A 16049-nucleotide genomic window follows, 5' to 3' on the forward strand; every position below is an offset into this window, starting at 1 on the left:
AAAAGAAACCAGTACTTGTACTGGTTTCGTCTTCATTTAAAATCCTCTGTAAACGTACGGATCATCAGGCTTTTTAATGGTGTTCCAGTCGGTTACTTTCACAACAGGGAGAGTTGATTTGAATGGCTGATAATATTCTGAGGCCAGAGTGCCTTTAATCTGAATCCATTCATCATCCTTGATGTTCATGTCCTTCGGAAACTCCACAAGCATCCCGTACACGCCGGAATCAGCGATACAGTGAATGACGCCAAACCTCAACACGAACAGCTGATTTTTGTTAATCGCGTTTCCTTTGTACGCAAATCCATGAAATTCAATCGTCCGTCCGAGAAATTCACCCGGATAGTTATAGATGGTTTCCATTCCTTTTAGGAAATCATCATCGGTCAGAGAAATCTCTTTTTTGCCGGAATACTTATTAAACAGCTGTTTCATCTGTTTGTCATAGCTGTCTTGCGCGTAATAAAGGCTGGCATCAGGCCGCAAATACTGTGTTTGGGAGTAATGATCTCCGCTCTCCATCGCCTTAAACGAGAACCCTTTTGTTTTGACAATCGATGAGTCAAGCGTTGCAATCGGGAAGAAAATGCCTGACACCAAAGGAAAAAGAAAAACAACATAAATCAAATAACGCTGATAAAATGGCTTGTTTTGCTCATGATCATGCTCGTGATCATGGCCGCACCCGCAATCATGGTCATGGTGATGCCCGCCTTTTTCAGGCGACTTGATAAATAGATATGCTTGGACGGCGGTCAGAATGGCCAGCAGGAAGATCGCAATAAAGGAAAGATAGGCATATTTCATATTGATATATTTTGTTAGATTTCCTGAGGCATGCAGATGATAAAAGAAAAACGTAAATCCCATCAGCACCAATAGACGAAACACCCAATCACCCCTTTACCAGTAGTGATCCCGCTAAAACAATCACGACAATGTATGTAATCAGCAGGAAAACAAATCGTTTTTTGAAGGCCGCAAGCATCATCAATAGATTCTTAATATCCACCATTGCCCCAAAGACGAGAAAGGCGATTAACGATCCTAATGAAAATGTGCTGCTGAAGGAAGACGCGATGAATGCATCAACTTCTGAACAAAGCGACAAGACAAATGCCAGACCCATCATCACGAGGGAAGAGGATACATCATTCTGCCCTATCGCAAGCAGAGTGGATGTTTTGACATACGTCTGCATGGCGGCTGCGATAAAGGCGCCGATGATTAAATATTTCCCCACGGAGAAAAATTCATCAATGGCATGACGCAAGGTCCCGCCCAGCTTTTGGAGCAAGGTGCCGTGATGATGATGGTGCCCGGGTTCGTCAGGCTTTAAAAGCTGGTTATCCTTAAATTGATAGGATAAGATGACCCCGATGATCAGCGAAACGGCGAGAGCCAGTCCGCCTCTGTAAAAGACAACGCTCCATCTATTCCCGAACGCAATATAAGTAGAAAATAAAACGATAGGATTAATGATAGGCGCGGTCAGCATGAAAGCTACGCCCGCATGCAGAGGAACTCCCTTTAACAGAAGCCGCCTCGTAATCGGGATGATGCCGCATTCGCAGGCGGGAAATAAAACGCCGGCCAGCGCACCGAATAAAACGGCGAGAAAACGGTTTTTCGGCATGATTCTTGCAATCATTTCTTCAGAAACAAACATTTGAATGATTCCGGAAAGTATGACGCCAATCAGAATAAACGGAATGGCTTCTATTAAAATGCTGATAAAAATAGAATTCAGCTGAAGAAAAGATGATGGTGCTGTCACAATAAAACCTCCGCTCATGGTAAGCTGCCTCTCTTATGATACCAGAAAAAAAGGCACTGCTTGTTTGACGGAGGAGGGGAAAGGATCGTTTCACTTTGGTGGGGATTCTAAAAAGCCGAGTAGGATACTGTCTGTTTCAGCAGCTTCTTTTCCGAGCCAAATCAGGTGCCCCCATGAGTGAAGCAAACAGAGGGTGGCGTCACGAATGTGCTCTTTTGCATGATGTGCATGTGACAAGTCAACCAATCCATCATAAACACTTTGCATAATCAGCACAGGACATGAGATAGCCTGCAGTTCTTTCGAAGAGACAGCGGTTGTTTGTGACAAGTCAAGAAGAAATCCTTCACCCGAGCGCTGGCGGCTGTTCATTTTTCGAAAAGCTTCTATGTCGCTTTCATCCATCAAGGACTTGATTCGCTGAAACGGAAGCGTGCTGAATTGCGGGCTCATAGCACGAAATATCCAACGTGGAAAGGCGTTATTCAAAGAAGAAATCAGCTTCCATATCCACTTTTCCAGCGGTGGACGGAAGAGAATCCTCCCCAATTTATATTCAGTATCTTTTGGGGTGAGCCATTCTTTGGTGACCGCGGATTGCAAGGTCAATGTATTTACTCTTTCCGGATAATGTGAGGCAAAGCATATGCCGCTCGGCCCTCCTGCTGAGATGGCGATCACATGGACGCGTTCGAGTTGTAAATGATCTAATATATTCACATAAAAACGGCAGGCATCAGCAAGGATTTTTCCAATCTCTTTTGACGTTCGTCCGTAGCCGGGCCTTGAAGGCGTAATGATGGAATACCCCTGCTCAATCAGTGCTGTGTACCCGAATTCCTCGTAACAATTTGAATGGCCGCCATGCATGACAAGGATTGGGGTGCCCTTGCCTGTCACAGAATATTCTAGTGTACGGCCTTCGATAGTGATTGTTTCGACTCGTCTTTTCATTTGTTTCACCCAATTGTTTTTTGCCTATTATAGAGTTTTCAGCAATTGACCACAAGGAGAAGAAATGAATAAACAAAGGACCTTGAAATATGATATACTTTGTATTGATATTCATTCTCAATTAAAGTTGTTGATATAGATGTGAACGGGAGGCAGGACGGATGGCTGAGAATCAAGAGGTATATGACGTTACGATTATAGGCGGGGGGCCGATTGGGCTGTTTACTGCTTTTTACTGCGGGATGCGGGAGCTGAAAACAAAGGTAATCGAATTTTTGCCGAAGCTCGGAGGGAAAGTGTCTTTATTTTTTCCTGAGAAAATCATTCGCGATATCGGCGGCATACCGGGGATTGCGGGAAAGCAGCTGATCGAGCAGCTGAAGGAGCAGGCGGCGACGTTTGATCCTGATATCGTGCTGAATCAGCGTGTGACCGGGTTAGAACGCCTGAATGACGGCACCATTGTATTGACAGGTTCTGAAGGGGAAAAGCACTATACAAGAACTGTGATTTTGGCTTGCGGCATGGGCACGCTTGAGGTCAATGAGTTTGACAGCGAGGATGCAACTCGGTACGCGGGCAAAAATCTTCATTATGGAGTGGAGAAGCTTGATGCGTTTAAAGGGAAGCGCGTGGTGATATCAGGCGGCGGAGATACTGCCGTCGATTGGGCCAATGAGCTGGAACCGATTGCGGCGTCTGTGACTGTCGTTCATCGCCGCGAGGCATTCGGAGGAATGGAAAGCAGTGTGACGAAAATGAAGCAATCATCGGTGCGAGTGCTGACGCCTTATCGTCTGGAGCAGCTGAGCGGCAATGAGGAGCGCATCCAAAAAGTGACGATTTGCCATACGGAGTCTGGCCAGAGGGAAGAGATAGAGGTTGATGAACTGATCATTAATCATGGCTTCAAAATTGATCTCGGGCCGATGAAGGAGTGGGGGCTGGAGATTGAAGAAGGCAGGGTGAAAGCAGACAGACATATGCGGACGAATCTTCCGGGCGTGTTTGTGGCAGGGGACGCGGCTTTTTATGAAAGCAAGCTGAGATTGATTGCCGGAGGCTTTACCGAAGGCCCGACAGCGGTCAACAGCGCTAAGGCTTATTTGGACCCTAAGGCTGAGAATATGGCGATGTATTCAACCCATCATAAAAAATTGGTGCATAAATAAAACAGCCCTTGAGGAAAAGGGCTGCTTGCCATCAGCTGTGAAGGAGTTTTTTTTCCGCTTGTTGATTGTGGATGAAAGCAAACAATTCATCCTGTGCTTGGACGGCTGCGAATCCATAAGCGCCGGCAGCCGAATCATCGCCTATGCAGACGATAGGGGGGCGGCTTGCTGATGGTTCCGGTGAAATGCCAATTTGTTGTCCATTACTGATCAATTGCTGAACGGACAGCTTGTTCGGGCAAATGACCATGTGCAACGGGGATTCACTGATGGTGCGCTGAATCATGTGGGTGAACCGGTCGTCTATGACATTTTCATGAGTGATATAAAACGAACTGGACTCATGCGTCTGGACATTTTCCACTGCAGGGCGGCTCCCGACAACAAGGCGTTTTTCTGAATCAGGCTGAATGGCGGTGACAAGAAAACCCCGTTTTTCAAGCTCCGCCTTTGCTTGCTCAGTTGCTGCACTCAGTCGGGCTGTCAACTGGCGGATGTCGATTTTCTTAGAAGCCAGTGCTTTGAAAAATTCACAAACCGCACGGCGCGATGTGAAAAGTATGTCTTCAAAGCTGCCGATCTTTCGAAGAATGTCTTCATTGACGGGCATATTTTCAGTCCGCCACTTGGGCCATTCGATGACATCGGCGCCGGAATCACGCAGCCTGTCTGCAAGCGGGTCTTCATCCTCGCCATGAGTGACTATCATCATATGCCGGCCGATAAGTGGTTTGCTTTCAAACCAGCTGTGTGTTTGAAAGTTAACGATATCTCCGATGACGATAATCGCAGGGTTTGTTATCTGGTGCTCATGAACTTTTTGCTGAATGTTCTCAAGCGTTCCTTTCACACTTCGCTGGCGGCCCCACGTTCCCCATTGGATGACAATGACAGGGACAGAAGGCGATTTTCCGTATGAAATGAGCTGCTGGCAAATATAAGACAAGTTCTTGACACCCATGTAAAAAACAAGGGTTTGAACGCTTCGGGCAAGCCCTTCCCAGTCAAGGTTCGGCGTGCCTTTTAATGATTTATCATGCGCTGTAATCATGGCAAAAGACGATGCGAAATCCCGATGCGTGACGGGGATGCCTGCATATAGCGGCGCTGCAATTCCAGAGGTGATTCCAGGCACCATTTCATAGCGAATGCCGTGCTCATGAAGAGCATCCGCTTCCTCGCCGACTCTGCCGAATACGCTCGGATCTCCGCCCTTCAAGCGAACGACGGTTGACCCATTTAATGCTTTTTCAACCAGCAGGGCGTTAATTTCTTTTTGTTTCATAAAATGGCGGTCTGGCAGTTTTCCGCAATAAATAAACTGGCAGTCCGGTGATGCAAATTCGAGCAGCCTCGGGTTGGCGAGCCGGTCATATAAAATCACATCTGCTTCCTCGAGCGCCTGTTTTCCTTTGATGGTGAGCAGCCCTGGGTCACCGGGTCCGGCTCCCACGAAATATACGATTCCGTTCTTCATGATCATGTCATCCTTCCGTCACTGTAAAAAATGAAGGACCACTAGAAAAGTGATCCGGTCTTTTGATCAATATACGAGATAAACATGTTCTCCTTCGATCAGTGTTTCGTATGTTTTGACGCATCCGTGGTCAGGTTCTTGAACGATCCCGTCTTCTAGGGAGATTTTCCAGTCGTGCATCGGGCAAAAAACATATTCGCCGCTGACGATGCCTTCTGCCAGAACGCCGCCCTTATGCGGACAGCGGTTTTCGATGGCGCGGATGCTTCCGTTTGAAAGCTTGAAGACTGCAAGCTCCTTATCTTCAATATACACTGTTTTGCCTAATTGTTCAGGCAATTCTCCAATTTTTCCGATACATACTTTTGTTACGTCTTTGTTTACCATGTCCATTCCTCCTTAATGTTTGTTTTTGTCATTATGATGTGGTGACGACATTTTCAAATAATTCTTTAGAAGTTTGTTTATCCTCTAAAAAGTCTTTCCACGGATCCTTGTGGACAGAGAGTGTTTCATTCATTCTGTCGTTCAGCTCCTGTCGCTTTTTAGGATCGTTTAACACGGACTGGACATGGGATAAACCGACGCGCTCAAGCCATGCGGATGTACGCTCCAGATAGTTTGCAGTTTCCCGGTAATATTGCAGGTAAGCGCCTGCGTATTCTAACACTTCTTCATTTGTTTTTACCTTCATCAGCAAATCGCCGGCACGCAAATGGGTTCCGCCGTTTCCGCCGACATAAAGCTCCCAGCCTCCGTCGATGCCGACTACGCCAAGGTCCTTAATGCCGGATTCCGCACAGTTTCGCGGGCAGGCAGACACGGCCATTTTGACTTTATGAGGCGTGTGCAGCCCTTCGAATTTTTTCTCAAGTGCAATGCCCAGTGCCATGGAGTCTTGTGTGCCGAAGCGGCAGAATTGCTCGCCTACGCATGTTTTGACTGTCCGAAGTGTCTTTCCGTACGCGTAGCCTGATGGCATATCAAGATCTTCCCATACCTTCGGAAGGTCTTCTTTTTTCACACCGATAAGATCAATTCGCTGGCCGCCTGTCATTTTCACGAGCGGGATCTCATATTTGTCGACGACATCAGCGATTTTGCGCAAATCTGTAGAGTTGGTCACGCCGCCGTACATCCGAGGAACGACTGAGTATGTTCCGTCTTTTTGAATATTGGCGTGCATTCGTTCATTAACAAAGCGGGATGTCCGTTCATCCTCGTATTTGGTTGGATTGATCATGCCTAAGTAGTAGTTCAGAGCCGGACGGCATTTGGAACAGCCTTCTGGCGTTTTCCAGCCGAGCACATTCATGACTTCTCTTGTATGTGACAGCCCTTTGGCTTTGATTTCTTCTACGACCTCATCTCTCGACAATGTGGTGCAGCTGCAAATGGCTTCTTTTTGCGCTGACGCATCAAAGTCTGATCCGAGCGTATGCTGGAGGATTTCTTCTACGAGCGGCTTACAGCCTCCGCATGAACGGGATGCACCGGTGCATGCTTTGATCTCGTCCGTTGACGAGCAGCCCTTTTCCTGTATGGCTTGAATAATCGCACCTTTTGACACGCCGTTGCAGCCGCAGATGATTTCATCGTCGCTCATCGCTGCGGTAATGCTTGTGCCTGCTTCTTGGTCGAGAGGCTGTAAGATTGATATTTTTGAGGTTTCAGAGATATCGGCTTCTTTTTGAATCATAGAAAACAGGCGGTTGCCCTCGCTGCTGTCGCCGAATAAAACAGCACCGACAATTTGGTTGCCTCTCAGGACGATTTTTTTATAGATGCCGTCCTGCTCATCAAAGACTTTAATCGCTTTTTTCTCCTCTGATTCGTTAAAGTCACCGGCAGAGAAGACTTCGACGCCTGATACCTTTAACTGTGTAGAGAGAACAGAACCTTCATACGGTTTTGTGTCGATGCCGCAAATATGCTTCGCCAGCACTTTTGCTTGTTCATAGAGCGGCGCCACAAGCCCGTAGGCGATTCCGCGGTGCTCAGCACATTCGCCAACCGCGTAAATGTGCGGGATTTCCGTCTGCATATAATCGTTGACGATGATACCGCGGTTAACCGGAATGCCGCTCTCGGCCCCGAGCGTTGTATTTGGGCGGATGCCGACAGCCATGACGACCAAATCAGCTTCAATGCTTGTGCCATCCTTGAAGCGGAGGCCTTCGACACGATCGTCACCAACAATTTCTTCGGTTTGCTTTTCAAGTAAAAAGGTCATCCCTTGTTTTTCTAACTCGTTTTGCAGCAGGCGTCCTGCCGTTGCATCAAGCTGGCGCTCCATCAGGAATGGGGCGAGGTGGATGACGGATACTTCCATGCCGAGATTCAGCAGTCCGCGAGCGGCTTCCAAACCAAGAAGTCCTCCGCCGATGACGGCTGCTTTTTTATATTGTTTTGACGCGGCGAGCATTGTGTCTGTATCTTTTATATCCCGGAAAGCTGTGACGCCTTTTTTGTCTGCTCCCGGAATCGGAAGGATAAAAGGGACAGAGCCTGTCGCCAGGATTAATTCGTCGTAAGGCTGGATTCTGTCTGAGTCTGTGATGACTGTTTTGTTTTCCGTATCTACTTTGATGACCGTTTCATTTGTATACAATTGAATGTTGTTTTCTTCGTACCAGTCCCAATCGTTTAACGTAATATCTTTAATATCTGTATCGCCTTGAAGCACTTTTGACAAAAGGATTCGATTATAGTTGGGATGCGGTTCGGCACCAAAAATTGTGATCTGAAACTCGTCTTTAGCAACACTCAGTATCTCTTCAATGGCCCTTACCCCGGCCATTCCATTACCAACAAGAACTAGCTGTTTTTTTCCCATCAGATGATCCGCTCCTTATCAATGTTTTTTCCAGCGTAGCACAGCAAAAAGGAATATTTAAGATACATGTTATAAAATGTAACAAAATATACGAAAAGTTCTAAAAATTTTATGAAAAATTTAAATAGGTCTGATTCGGACGGCGCATACCTTAAAACCGGGCATTTTACAGGCTGGATCTAAGGCCTCCCCGATTAAATCATTCACATTTTGAGCGTCTGCCCAATGAATGGGAACAAAAACGGTATCCTTTCTGATTTGTTCTGATAATTTGCTGCGGACGGTGATGCTTCCCCGCGGAGATTCTATTTTTACCAGTACACGGTCCTCGATATTGTAGGTCGCTGCTGTTTGCGGATGGATTTCCATAAACGATTCAAAATGTCTCGCGGCCAGGGCGGCGCTTTTTCTTGTTTGAACGCCTGTTAAGTAGTGAGACATGACGCGGCCTGTCGTTAAATAAAGCGGATAATCGGCTGTCGGCTTCTCTTTTGGCACAGGCGGTTCATTTGGAATTACACTTAATGCCGCTTTTTGATCCGGATGAGCAAATGATTCTGTAAACAAGCGCCCGGTTCCGGGATGATCAGGTTCCGGACATGGCCAGTGAATGCCGCCTTCACGTCTTAGCCTCTCATATGTGATGCCTGAATAATCGGCGATCCCTCCTCGGCTCGCTTCTCTTAATTCATTAAAAATATCCTCCGCTGACGTGTAAGAAAAGTAGCGGCCTTTGCCGAGAACGGATGCGAGATCACAAATGATCTGCCAATCATGCTTTGCTTCGCCGGGACATGGCCGGCTTGCTTCTCTTAATGTCACGCGTCCTTCTACATTTGTCATGGTGCCCTCATCTTCTAAATAAGAGGAGGCTGGCAAAATCACATCTGCGTATTCCGCAGTCTCTGAAATAAACAAATCGATTGCGACAAAGAATGTTAGTTTTCTTAGGGCTTTTTTCACGAGATTCGCATTTGGGCTGGAGACAGCAGGATTGGAGCACGTGAGGAACAGTCCTTTAATGTCGCCGTCATGGATTTTTTCCATCATTTCATAGGCTGAGACACCTTTTCGCGGCAGATCATCCTGATGAATTCCCCACACTTTCGCAATATGTGCCCGGTGTTGCTCATTTTCGATAGATCGGTAGCCCGGAAGCTGATCGGCTTTCTGGCCATGCTCTCTTGCACCTTGCCCGTTGCCTTGTCCGGTGATCGCTCCGTAACCTGAGTAAGGCTTGCCGATTTTTCCTGTGATCAGCACCATGTTTAAGAAGCCTTTCACAGCCGCTGTTCCATCGGTTTGCTGTTCAATCCCGCGGGCTGTAAACAGCATGCCGGACGTTTCCTTTGCAAACTTTACAGCAGCTTTTCTTATATGCGCCAGCGGGACACTCGTCTGTTCAGCGATGTTATTCAGGTTCAACGAGTCAGTATGCTGCTTCAGCTCCTTGAATCCATTTGTTCGTGATTGAATGAAATCCTCGTTTATGAGCTGCTCGTCAATGATGATTTTGACGAGACCGTTGGCAAGGGCGGCGTCTGTGCCGGGTTTTATTTTCAGATGAAGATCGGCGATTTTTGTTGTCGCTGTTTCACGCGGATCAATGGCAATGATGTAAGCTCCGTTTTCTTTCGCTTTTTCAAAATACGGCATCATTGTAGGCTGGCATTCCGCAATATTGGTGCCGGCCAGAATGATCACACGGGTGTGGGGAATGTCTGATAAGGGATTCGTTAGGCCTCTGTCCGCGCCGAATGTTTGGTTGGCTGCGGTTGCGGCGGCGGACATACAAAGCCGCCCGTTGTAGTCAATGTATTTGGTCTGTAAGCCCACTCGTGCGAATTTCCCCAACAAATACGCCTCTTCATTTGTTATCGAGGCGCTTCCGTATACAGCCATGGCGTCATGGCCGTGTTCTGTTTGGATCGTTGTCACTTGTTCTTTGATGTAATTCAGTGCTTCTTCCCAAGAAACAGGCATAAACTCGCCGTTTTTTTTTAGCAGCGGGTGGGTGATGCGAGAGGAGTTCAACGCATGCTGGTGAGCATTCATGCCCTTCATGCAGAGACGGCCCTTTGTCGTAGGATTGTCAATCCCAATCGCTGTGTACTTTTTCCGTGTGACGATGGTTTGTTCCACGAGCTGCATTTTGCACTGCATGCTGCAAAACGGGCATTGGGTGTCATACGTTTTTTCTGATTGGATGTCTTGCTGTTTATCGCGGAAATATCTAAGCAGTCGTTCGGTCAAAATGCCTCATCCTTTCTTATGTGCGCCAGCCTCTATAGGCGGATTTTGAATCAGTGACAGGTCTGTATGAAGGCTTTCCAGCAGCTGTGTCCTTAGGTCTTCTTCAAATAGCACTTCTCTGATATGAACGATTCCGAGACGGTCCATCCACTGATGAACGGCTTCTAAGTAATGAGCTGTTTCACGATAATACTGGATCATTCCTTTGATCATGCCGACAGTTTTTTCTGCGTTGTCTGTCACGCAAAACAGGGCTCCGGAACGGGCATGAGTTCCGCGGATGCCGCCGATGTATATGTCCCAGCCAGCTTGTGTCCGAACCGCGCCGACATCCTGCAGGGCGGCATCGGTGCAGTCTGTTTCACATGATAAGCTGATAGAAATGGGAGCGGGGAAGGAAAGCGTCTCAAGGTGTCTTTCGATTTGGGCTGCCAGCTGCTGAATGAATCGATTTTGCCCGCATGTACATGCTTTGATGCTTTGCAGCGTGTGCCGGAATTCATTGGTGGAAACGGGCATCTTCAGGTCTTTTTTTATGTTCGGGAGATCCGCAGATTTGATCCCCGAAAGCTTCAGTCTTTGGCTGTGAGTGATGGATACGTCAGGGATGCTGTATGCCTCAATGATGTTGGCGATGTTTCTTAACTGCTCCGCGTTTGTCCGCCCGCCGTACATTTGCGGAATCAGAATGCATGTGTCCTCAGCGGCTGGCTCAGGCTGAACAAAACCTGGGTACAGCATTTCCAGGTAGTATTGAATCGCAGGAACACAAGTACTGCATCCGTTTTTCGTTTTCCACCCAAGCTTGTTCATTGCTTCTGCCGGATCAGTGAATGGCCTGCGTTGAAGCTCAGCGATGATGTCGTCTTCCGTAAAATCGGTGCAGCCGCAAAATGAAGGTGTGCCTGCGGGCTCCGTATAATATTCGCTGCTTGCCATATATCTCAAGAGTTCTTCAACAAGCGGTTTGCACCCTCCGCAGGAGCCTGATGCTTTGGTACAGTGCTTGATTTCCTCAAGAGTTGTTAAGTTTTTCGTGTGCACCGCTCCTTCAATCGCGCCTTTTGTCACTGAGTTGCATTGGCAAATCGTTTCACTGGAAGGCATGGATTCAAATAAAGTGCCGCTTTTCTGCGGTTCGATGATCTGCTTTTTGACAATGGAGATGTCTCGTTGTTTCAGTAAGCTGTCGAGAAGCCGCTGCTTATCACGGGTGTCTCCGAATAAAATAACGCCGGCCAGCTTGTCATCCTCAAAAAGTGCTTTTTTGTAAATGCCAGCTTGTTCGTCGTAAATATTGATGCTCGTCGTGTGTTCATCCTCTTGAATTTTTCCTGCTGACCACACATCGATTCCAGCTATTTTTAATGCCGCAGCTGAGGCTGAGCCTTGATATCCCTCACATGGAACGCCGCAAATATGTTTGGCGAGAACGTTTCCCTGCTCATAAAGCGGTGCCACCAATCCGTACACCGTTCCGTTATGCTCGGCGCATTCGCCAACGGCGTAGACATTCGGTTCGCTTGTCTGCATGCAGTCATTCACGATGATCCCGCGGTTCACTTCGATTCCAGCGGATACAGCCAATTCAATATTCGGTCTAACGCCAGCCGCCATCACAATCAGGTCTGCTTTTAGTGAAGCGCCATCTTTAAAATGGATTCCGTCTGCCCGCGTGGTGCCGGAAATGGAGACGGTGTCTTTCTCCAAAAGAAAGGTTAAGCCTTTTTGTTCCAGCTTCGTTTGCAGCAGCCGCGCTGCAGTTTGATCGAGCTGTTTTTGCATAATGCCGGCGGAGTGGTGAATGACGCTGACATCCATGCCGAGCCGCTGTAAACCGATTGCAGCTTCCAGTCCTAATAAGCCGGCTCCGATCACCGCCGCCTTTTGATAGCGCTCGGCCATCTCCATCAGCGCTTGGCAGTCTTCTATTGTCCGAAATCCATAGACGCCTTCTTTGTCTGCCCCGGGGATAGGGAGAATATAAGGGGAGGAGCCTGTTGCAACAATGAGTTTGTCATACGACAGGATGCGCTTGCGATCCGTTATGATGCGCTGCTGATCTTTATCAATTTGAATAACCGTTTCGCCTGTGTAAAGCGTAATCCCGTGCTTGTCATACCAAGCCTTGCTGTTCAGTGTAATGTCATCGAGTGACGCTTCACCCTGCAATACAGAGGATAAGAGAATGCGATTGTAGTTGGGATGCGTTTCGCTTCCGAAAATGACAATCTCAAACATGTGGCGATTCAGCTTTACTATTTCTTCAATACAGCGAATACCGGCCATGCCGTTTCCTGCTAACACCAACCTTTGTTTCTTCATGTATCAGACCTCCTTTGACGCGGCTCGTAAGTTTTCTCCTATTAAAAATTATGTCACAATGCATTGTTAACGCATTAAACGTGTCATAAAAACTAACACATGTCTTTTCCAGAAAATAATGGTCCTATATCCTTGATTCAGAAAATGTAAAATAATGAGGGTCAAGAAAGGGGAATCTTATGAAGCTGTCGGAACTGAAAACTAGCGGTCATCCACTCACTTTGCTCTGTTCCTTTTTATATTTTGATGTCAGTTTTATGATATGGGTGATGCTTGGGGCGCTGGGTGTTTATATTTCTCAGGATTTTGGCCTGTCTCCTTTTGAGAAAGGGCTTGTCGTGGCTGTGCCGATTTTATCTGGATCTGTGTTTCGTATCATTCTGGGTATTTTAACGGACAGAATCGGACCGAAAAAAACGGCAGTGATCGGGATGCTGGTGACAATGATTCCGCTGCTGTGGGGGACATTTGGCGGCCGTTCACTTACTGAGCTGTATGCCATCGGGATTCTGCTTGGCGTAGCTGGGGCAAGCTTTGCCGTTGCGCTGCCAATGGCAAGCCGCTGGTATCCGCCTCATTTGCAGGGGCTTGCGATGGGGATTGCCGGCGCGGGAAACAGCGGCACGTTGTTTGCAACCCTGTTTGGCCCTCGTCTGGCAGAGCAGTTCGGCTGGCACATTGTTATGGGAATTGCGCTTATTCCATTATTGATCGTCTTTATTCTTTTTGTCTCCTTGGCTAAAGATTCTCCTGCACAGCCGGCTCCGCAGCCGCTCAAAAGCTATCTTCATGTGTTCGGGCAAAAGGAAACATGGTTTTTCTGCCTGCTGTATAGCGTCACATTTGGCGGATTTGTCGGGCTCTCAAGCTTTTTATCCATTTTCTTTGTTGATCAATACCAGCTGTCAAAAATTCACGCAGGGGACTTCGTTACATTATGTGTGGCGGCAGGGAGCTTTTTCAGGCCTGTCGGGGGTTTGATTTCGGATCGCGTCGGCGGCACGAAAGTTCTTTCTGTATTGTTTGTCATCGTGGCACTGTGTATGGCCGGAGTCAGCAGCCTGCCGTCCCTCTCAATGGTCATTGTTCTATTGTTTGTCGGAATGATGGGGCTCGGAATGGGCAACGGCGCAGTATTCCAGCTCGTGCCGCAGTGTTTTCGCAAAGAAATTGGCATGGTGACGGGAATCGTCGGTGCGGCCGGAGGTATCGGAGGTTTTTTCCTGCCGAACATCCTAGGATCTCTCAAACAGATGACAGGCACATATGCTATCGGTTTTATCACGTTTTCCTGTATCGCGCTGCTGGCGTTTGCACTCGTGCTTGCCGCAGGCTATTACTGGCGGAAAAGCTGGAGCGCGGAAAGCAGCCCGGCGGATGTGTAGGTTTTTGACGGACACGCGTTTGTGCGTGTCTTTTTTATTTTCTCTTGATTTTCATCAGTGAACCGATCAGAATAAATAGTAATTATTACGATTTGTTAGCGAGAGGAGTTTTCTGAATGAATCAACACATGCTGCTCCCGAAAAAAACGGAGCGTCTTCAATACTTTGGGTCGGTCAGTCCGGCCAAGGGTGAGAAACCAGTGGAAAAAGAGAAAATGAAGGACCTGCAAAATATCAGGAAGGATTATTTTTTTGACATTCAGCATGTAGGTGTCGCGAATGTGTCCCATCCAGTCACAATCACTTCTGCCATGGCGCCTGCCGAGCAAACAACGGCCGCGAACTTTATTATGACTTGTGATTTGCCGAGAAATCAAAAGGGGATAAACATGAGCCGGTTAACAGAGCTGCTCCAAGTCTATCATCAAAACGGCTGGATTCTCTCATTTTCCTCCCTTCAGCAATTTACGAAAGAGCTTGCAGAAAACATGGACGCATCCTCTGCTTCAGTTGAAGTGAGGTTTCCATGGTTTTTCGAACGAGAAAGTCCGAAGCTTGAGAAAACGGGTCTGATGCATGCTGACATATTCATGTCTGTTACGTATCGTGAAGATCAGCCGTTTAAACAGCGTGCCGGCATCTCAGCTAAAGTAACGACTCTGTGCCCTTGTTCCAAGGAAATCAGTGAATACAGTGCCCATAATCAGCGGGGAACGGTCAATATTTGGACTGATATTCACCCGGCTGCATCGCTGCCAAGTGATGTTAAAGCTGATTTGCTTCACGCCGCAGAATCAAATGCCTCTGCGAGACTGCATCCGGTATTGAAGCGCCCTGATGAAAAAGCGGTGACGGAAACGGCCTATGAGAATCCGAGGTTTGTTGAGGATCTCGCCCGGCTGATTGCTGCGGATTTGTTTGAGCTTGAATGGGTGTCAGCCTTTGAGATTGAATGCCGGAATGAAGAATCAATCCATCTCCACGACGCCTATGCGAAGCTGTGTTTTTCGAAGGAAGTGGATAGAATATGAAACTCTCATTATTCATTGTTGCCGTTTTTATGCCAGCATGCCTGCTGTCTGCCTGCTCCGATCATGCGGAAGAACACGCAAGTGCCGATAAAAAGAAAACGGAAGAACATGCAAGCGCTGATACAAAGAAAACGGCAGAGCACGTAACATCCGACCAAAAGACAGAAAAAACTAGCATCGATTGGACAAAACCATCGGGCGGTAAATACCCGGATATCAAGCAGAAACATGTCTGGATTGATGTGGACGTGAAAGAACAGAAGACTTACATCAAAGAAGGAAGTAAAACTTTATATACAATGATTGTCTCGTCAGGACTGGATCAAACAAAAGATGATGCTACGCCAAAGGGCACCTTTCATATAGAGCCTGAACGGGGAGAATGGTTTTTCTCCGAAGGATATCAGGAAGGCGCGGAATACTGGGTCTCATGGAAAAACCATGGCGAGTTTCTATTTCACAGTGTGCCGATGACAAAGGATCAAAAAGTCATCAAAGCTGAAGCAGCAAAACTAGAAACGAAAGCATCTCACGGGTGCATCAGGCTGACCATCCCGGATGCGAAATGGATATATGAAAATATCCCTGAACATACAAAAGTGGTGATCAACTGAATTGAAAGCTGTTGACAAAAAGGAAAAAAGACCATACAATTCAAATCGTAACAATTACGTTTTGTGATAAATGGGTTATCATTGGCTGATGCATCCGTGAGAAACAGAAAGACATTGATTAAGGATCTTGCTGTCATTCTCCCCACGAAGGGCCACTTGAAAGCTGGAAATGAAATACGAGCCTCAGATGAAATTGCGTGCTCCATCGGTTCATCATGTGGA

At 47.3% G+C, this 16049-nt stretch carries 12 protein-coding genes; 4 read left to right on the top strand and 8 right to left on the bottom strand.

The window, feature by feature from the left end; all coding sequences use genetic code 11:
• Positions 1 to 36 precede the first annotated feature (36 nt).
• The 3 genes from CDO84_RS00880 to CDO84_RS00890 form a co-directional block, all read right to left on the bottom strand.
• Positions 37 to 894 (bottom strand): TIGR03943 family putative permease subunit, encoded by an 858-nt coding sequence (locus CDO84_RS00880; RefSeq protein ID WP_040084224.1) that lies wholly within the window; start codon positions 892 to 894, stop codon positions 37 to 39.
• Between the two features lie 4 nt (positions 895 to 898).
• Positions 899 to 1780: a permease gene (locus CDO84_RS00885; RefSeq protein WP_080478303.1), complete on the bottom strand. Its 882-nt coding sequence runs from the start codon at positions 1778 to 1780 to the stop codon at positions 899 to 901.
• A 90-nt stretch (positions 1781 to 1870) separates the two neighbouring features.
• The gene (locus tag CDO84_RS00890; RefSeq protein ID WP_014662713.1) at positions 1871 to 2734 is read right to left on the bottom strand and encodes an alpha/beta fold hydrolase; all 864 of its coding nucleotides are present in this window, start codon (positions 2732 to 2734) and stop codon (positions 1871 to 1873) included.
• A 161-nt stretch (positions 2735 to 2895) separates the two neighbouring features.
• On the opposite strand from CDO84_RS00890, the gene ffoR reads away from it, so the two are divergent.
• On the top strand, positions 2896 to 3906 hold the full coding sequence (ffoR, locus tag CDO84_RS00895) for a ferredoxin--NADP(+) reductase (protein ID WP_014662714.1): 1011 nt from the start codon (positions 2896 to 2898) through the stop codon (positions 3904 to 3906).
• Between the two features lie 31 nt (positions 3907 to 3937).
• On the opposite strand, the gene cobA is transcribed toward ffoR, so the two are convergent.
• The 5 genes from cobA to nirB form a co-directional block, all read right to left on the bottom strand.
• On the bottom strand, positions 3938 to 5389 hold the full coding sequence (gene cobA / locus CDO84_RS00900; RefSeq protein WP_082033071.1) for a uroporphyrinogen-III C-methyltransferase: 1452 nt from the start codon (positions 5387 to 5389) through the stop codon (positions 3938 to 3940).
• Positions 5390 to 5449: 60 nt separating this feature from the next.
• Entirely contained in the window at positions 5450 to 5770 is a 321-nt protein-coding gene (nirD, locus tag CDO84_RS00905) for a nitrite reductase small subunit NirD (RefSeq protein WP_014662717.1), read from the bottom strand.
• 31 nt (positions 5771 to 5801) lie between these two features.
• On the bottom strand, positions 5802 to 8219 hold the full coding sequence (nasD, locus tag CDO84_RS00910) for an NADPH-nitrite reductase (RefSeq protein ID WP_014662718.1): 2418 nt from the start codon (positions 8217 to 8219) through the stop codon (positions 5802 to 5804).
• Positions 8220 to 8339: 120 nt separating this feature from the next.
• Positions 8340 to 10472 (bottom strand): assimilatory nitrate reductase catalytic subunit NasC, encoded by a 2133-nt coding sequence (gene nasC / locus CDO84_RS00915; protein ID WP_040084218.1) that lies wholly within the window; start codon positions 10470 to 10472, stop codon positions 8340 to 8342.
• A 6-nt stretch (positions 10473 to 10478) separates the two neighbouring features.
• Positions 10479 to 12797 (bottom strand): nitrite reductase large subunit NirB, encoded by a 2319-nt coding sequence (gene nirB, locus CDO84_RS00920; RefSeq protein ID WP_014662720.1) that lies wholly within the window; start codon positions 12795 to 12797, stop codon positions 10479 to 10481.
• A gap of 179 nt (positions 12798 to 12976) precedes the next feature.
• Between nirB and CDO84_RS00925 the strand changes: the two genes are divergently transcribed.
• The 3 genes from CDO84_RS00925 (at position 12977) to CDO84_RS00935 (ending at position 15827) form a co-directional block, all read left to right on the top strand.
• Positions 12977 to 14182: an MFS transporter gene (locus CDO84_RS00925; protein ID WP_040084216.1), complete on the top strand. Its 1206-nt coding sequence runs from the start codon at positions 12977 to 12979 to the stop codon at positions 14180 to 14182.
• A gap of 116 nt (positions 14183 to 14298) precedes the next feature.
• Entirely contained in the window at positions 14299 to 15213 is a 915-nt protein-coding gene (gene folE2 / locus CDO84_RS00930) for a GTP cyclohydrolase FolE2 (RefSeq protein ID WP_040084215.1), read from the top strand.
• Complete coding sequence (locus CDO84_RS00935) at positions 15210 to 15827, top strand: L,D-transpeptidase (protein ID WP_040084213.1); 618 nt, start codon at positions 15210 to 15212, stop codon at positions 15825 to 15827. Before folE2 ends, CDO84_RS00935 begins: the two co-directional genes overlap by 4 nt.
• The last annotated feature ends 222 nt before the right edge of the window (positions 15828 to 16049 follow it).

It is taken from the genome of Bacillus sp. MD-5 (genome assembly GCF_002201875.1).
Lineage (GTDB): Bacteria > Bacillota > Bacilli > Bacillales > Bacillaceae > Bacillus > Bacillus stercoris.

Bases quoted from the DNA above. Each gene is read 5' to 3' on its own strand.
- CDO84_RS00890 (WP_014662713.1), bottom strand. From the start codon at position 2,734: ATGAAAAGACGAGTCGAAACAATCACTATCGAAGGCCGTACACTAGAA.
- ffoR (WP_014662714.1), top strand. From the start codon at position 2,896: ATGGCTGAGAATCAAGAGGTATATGACGTTACGATTATAGGCGGGGGG.
- cobA (WP_082033071.1), bottom strand. From the start codon at position 5,389: ATGATCATGAAGAACGGAATCGTATATTTCGTGGGAGCCGGACCCGGT.
- nirD (WP_014662717.1), bottom strand. From the start codon at position 5,770: ATGGTAAACAAAGACGTAACAAAAGTATGTATCGGAAAAATTGGAGAA.
- nasD (WP_014662718.1), bottom strand. From the start codon at position 8,219: ATGGGAAAAAAACAGCTAGTTCTTGTTGGTAATGGAATGGCCGGGGTA.
- nirB (WP_014662720.1), bottom strand. From the start codon at position 12,797: ATGAAGAAACAAAGGTTGGTGTTAGCAGGAAACGGCATGGCCGGTATT.
- CDO84_RS00925 (WP_040084216.1), top strand. From the start codon at position 12,977: ATGAAGCTGTCGGAACTGAAAACTAGCGGTCATCCACTCACTTTGCTC.
- folE2 (WP_040084215.1), top strand. From the start codon at position 14,299: ATGAATCAACACATGCTGCTCCCGAAAAAAACGGAGCGTCTTCAATAC.
- CDO84_RS00935 (WP_040084213.1), top strand. From the start codon at position 15,210: ATGAAACTCTCATTATTCATTGTTGCCGTTTTTATGCCAGCATGCCTG.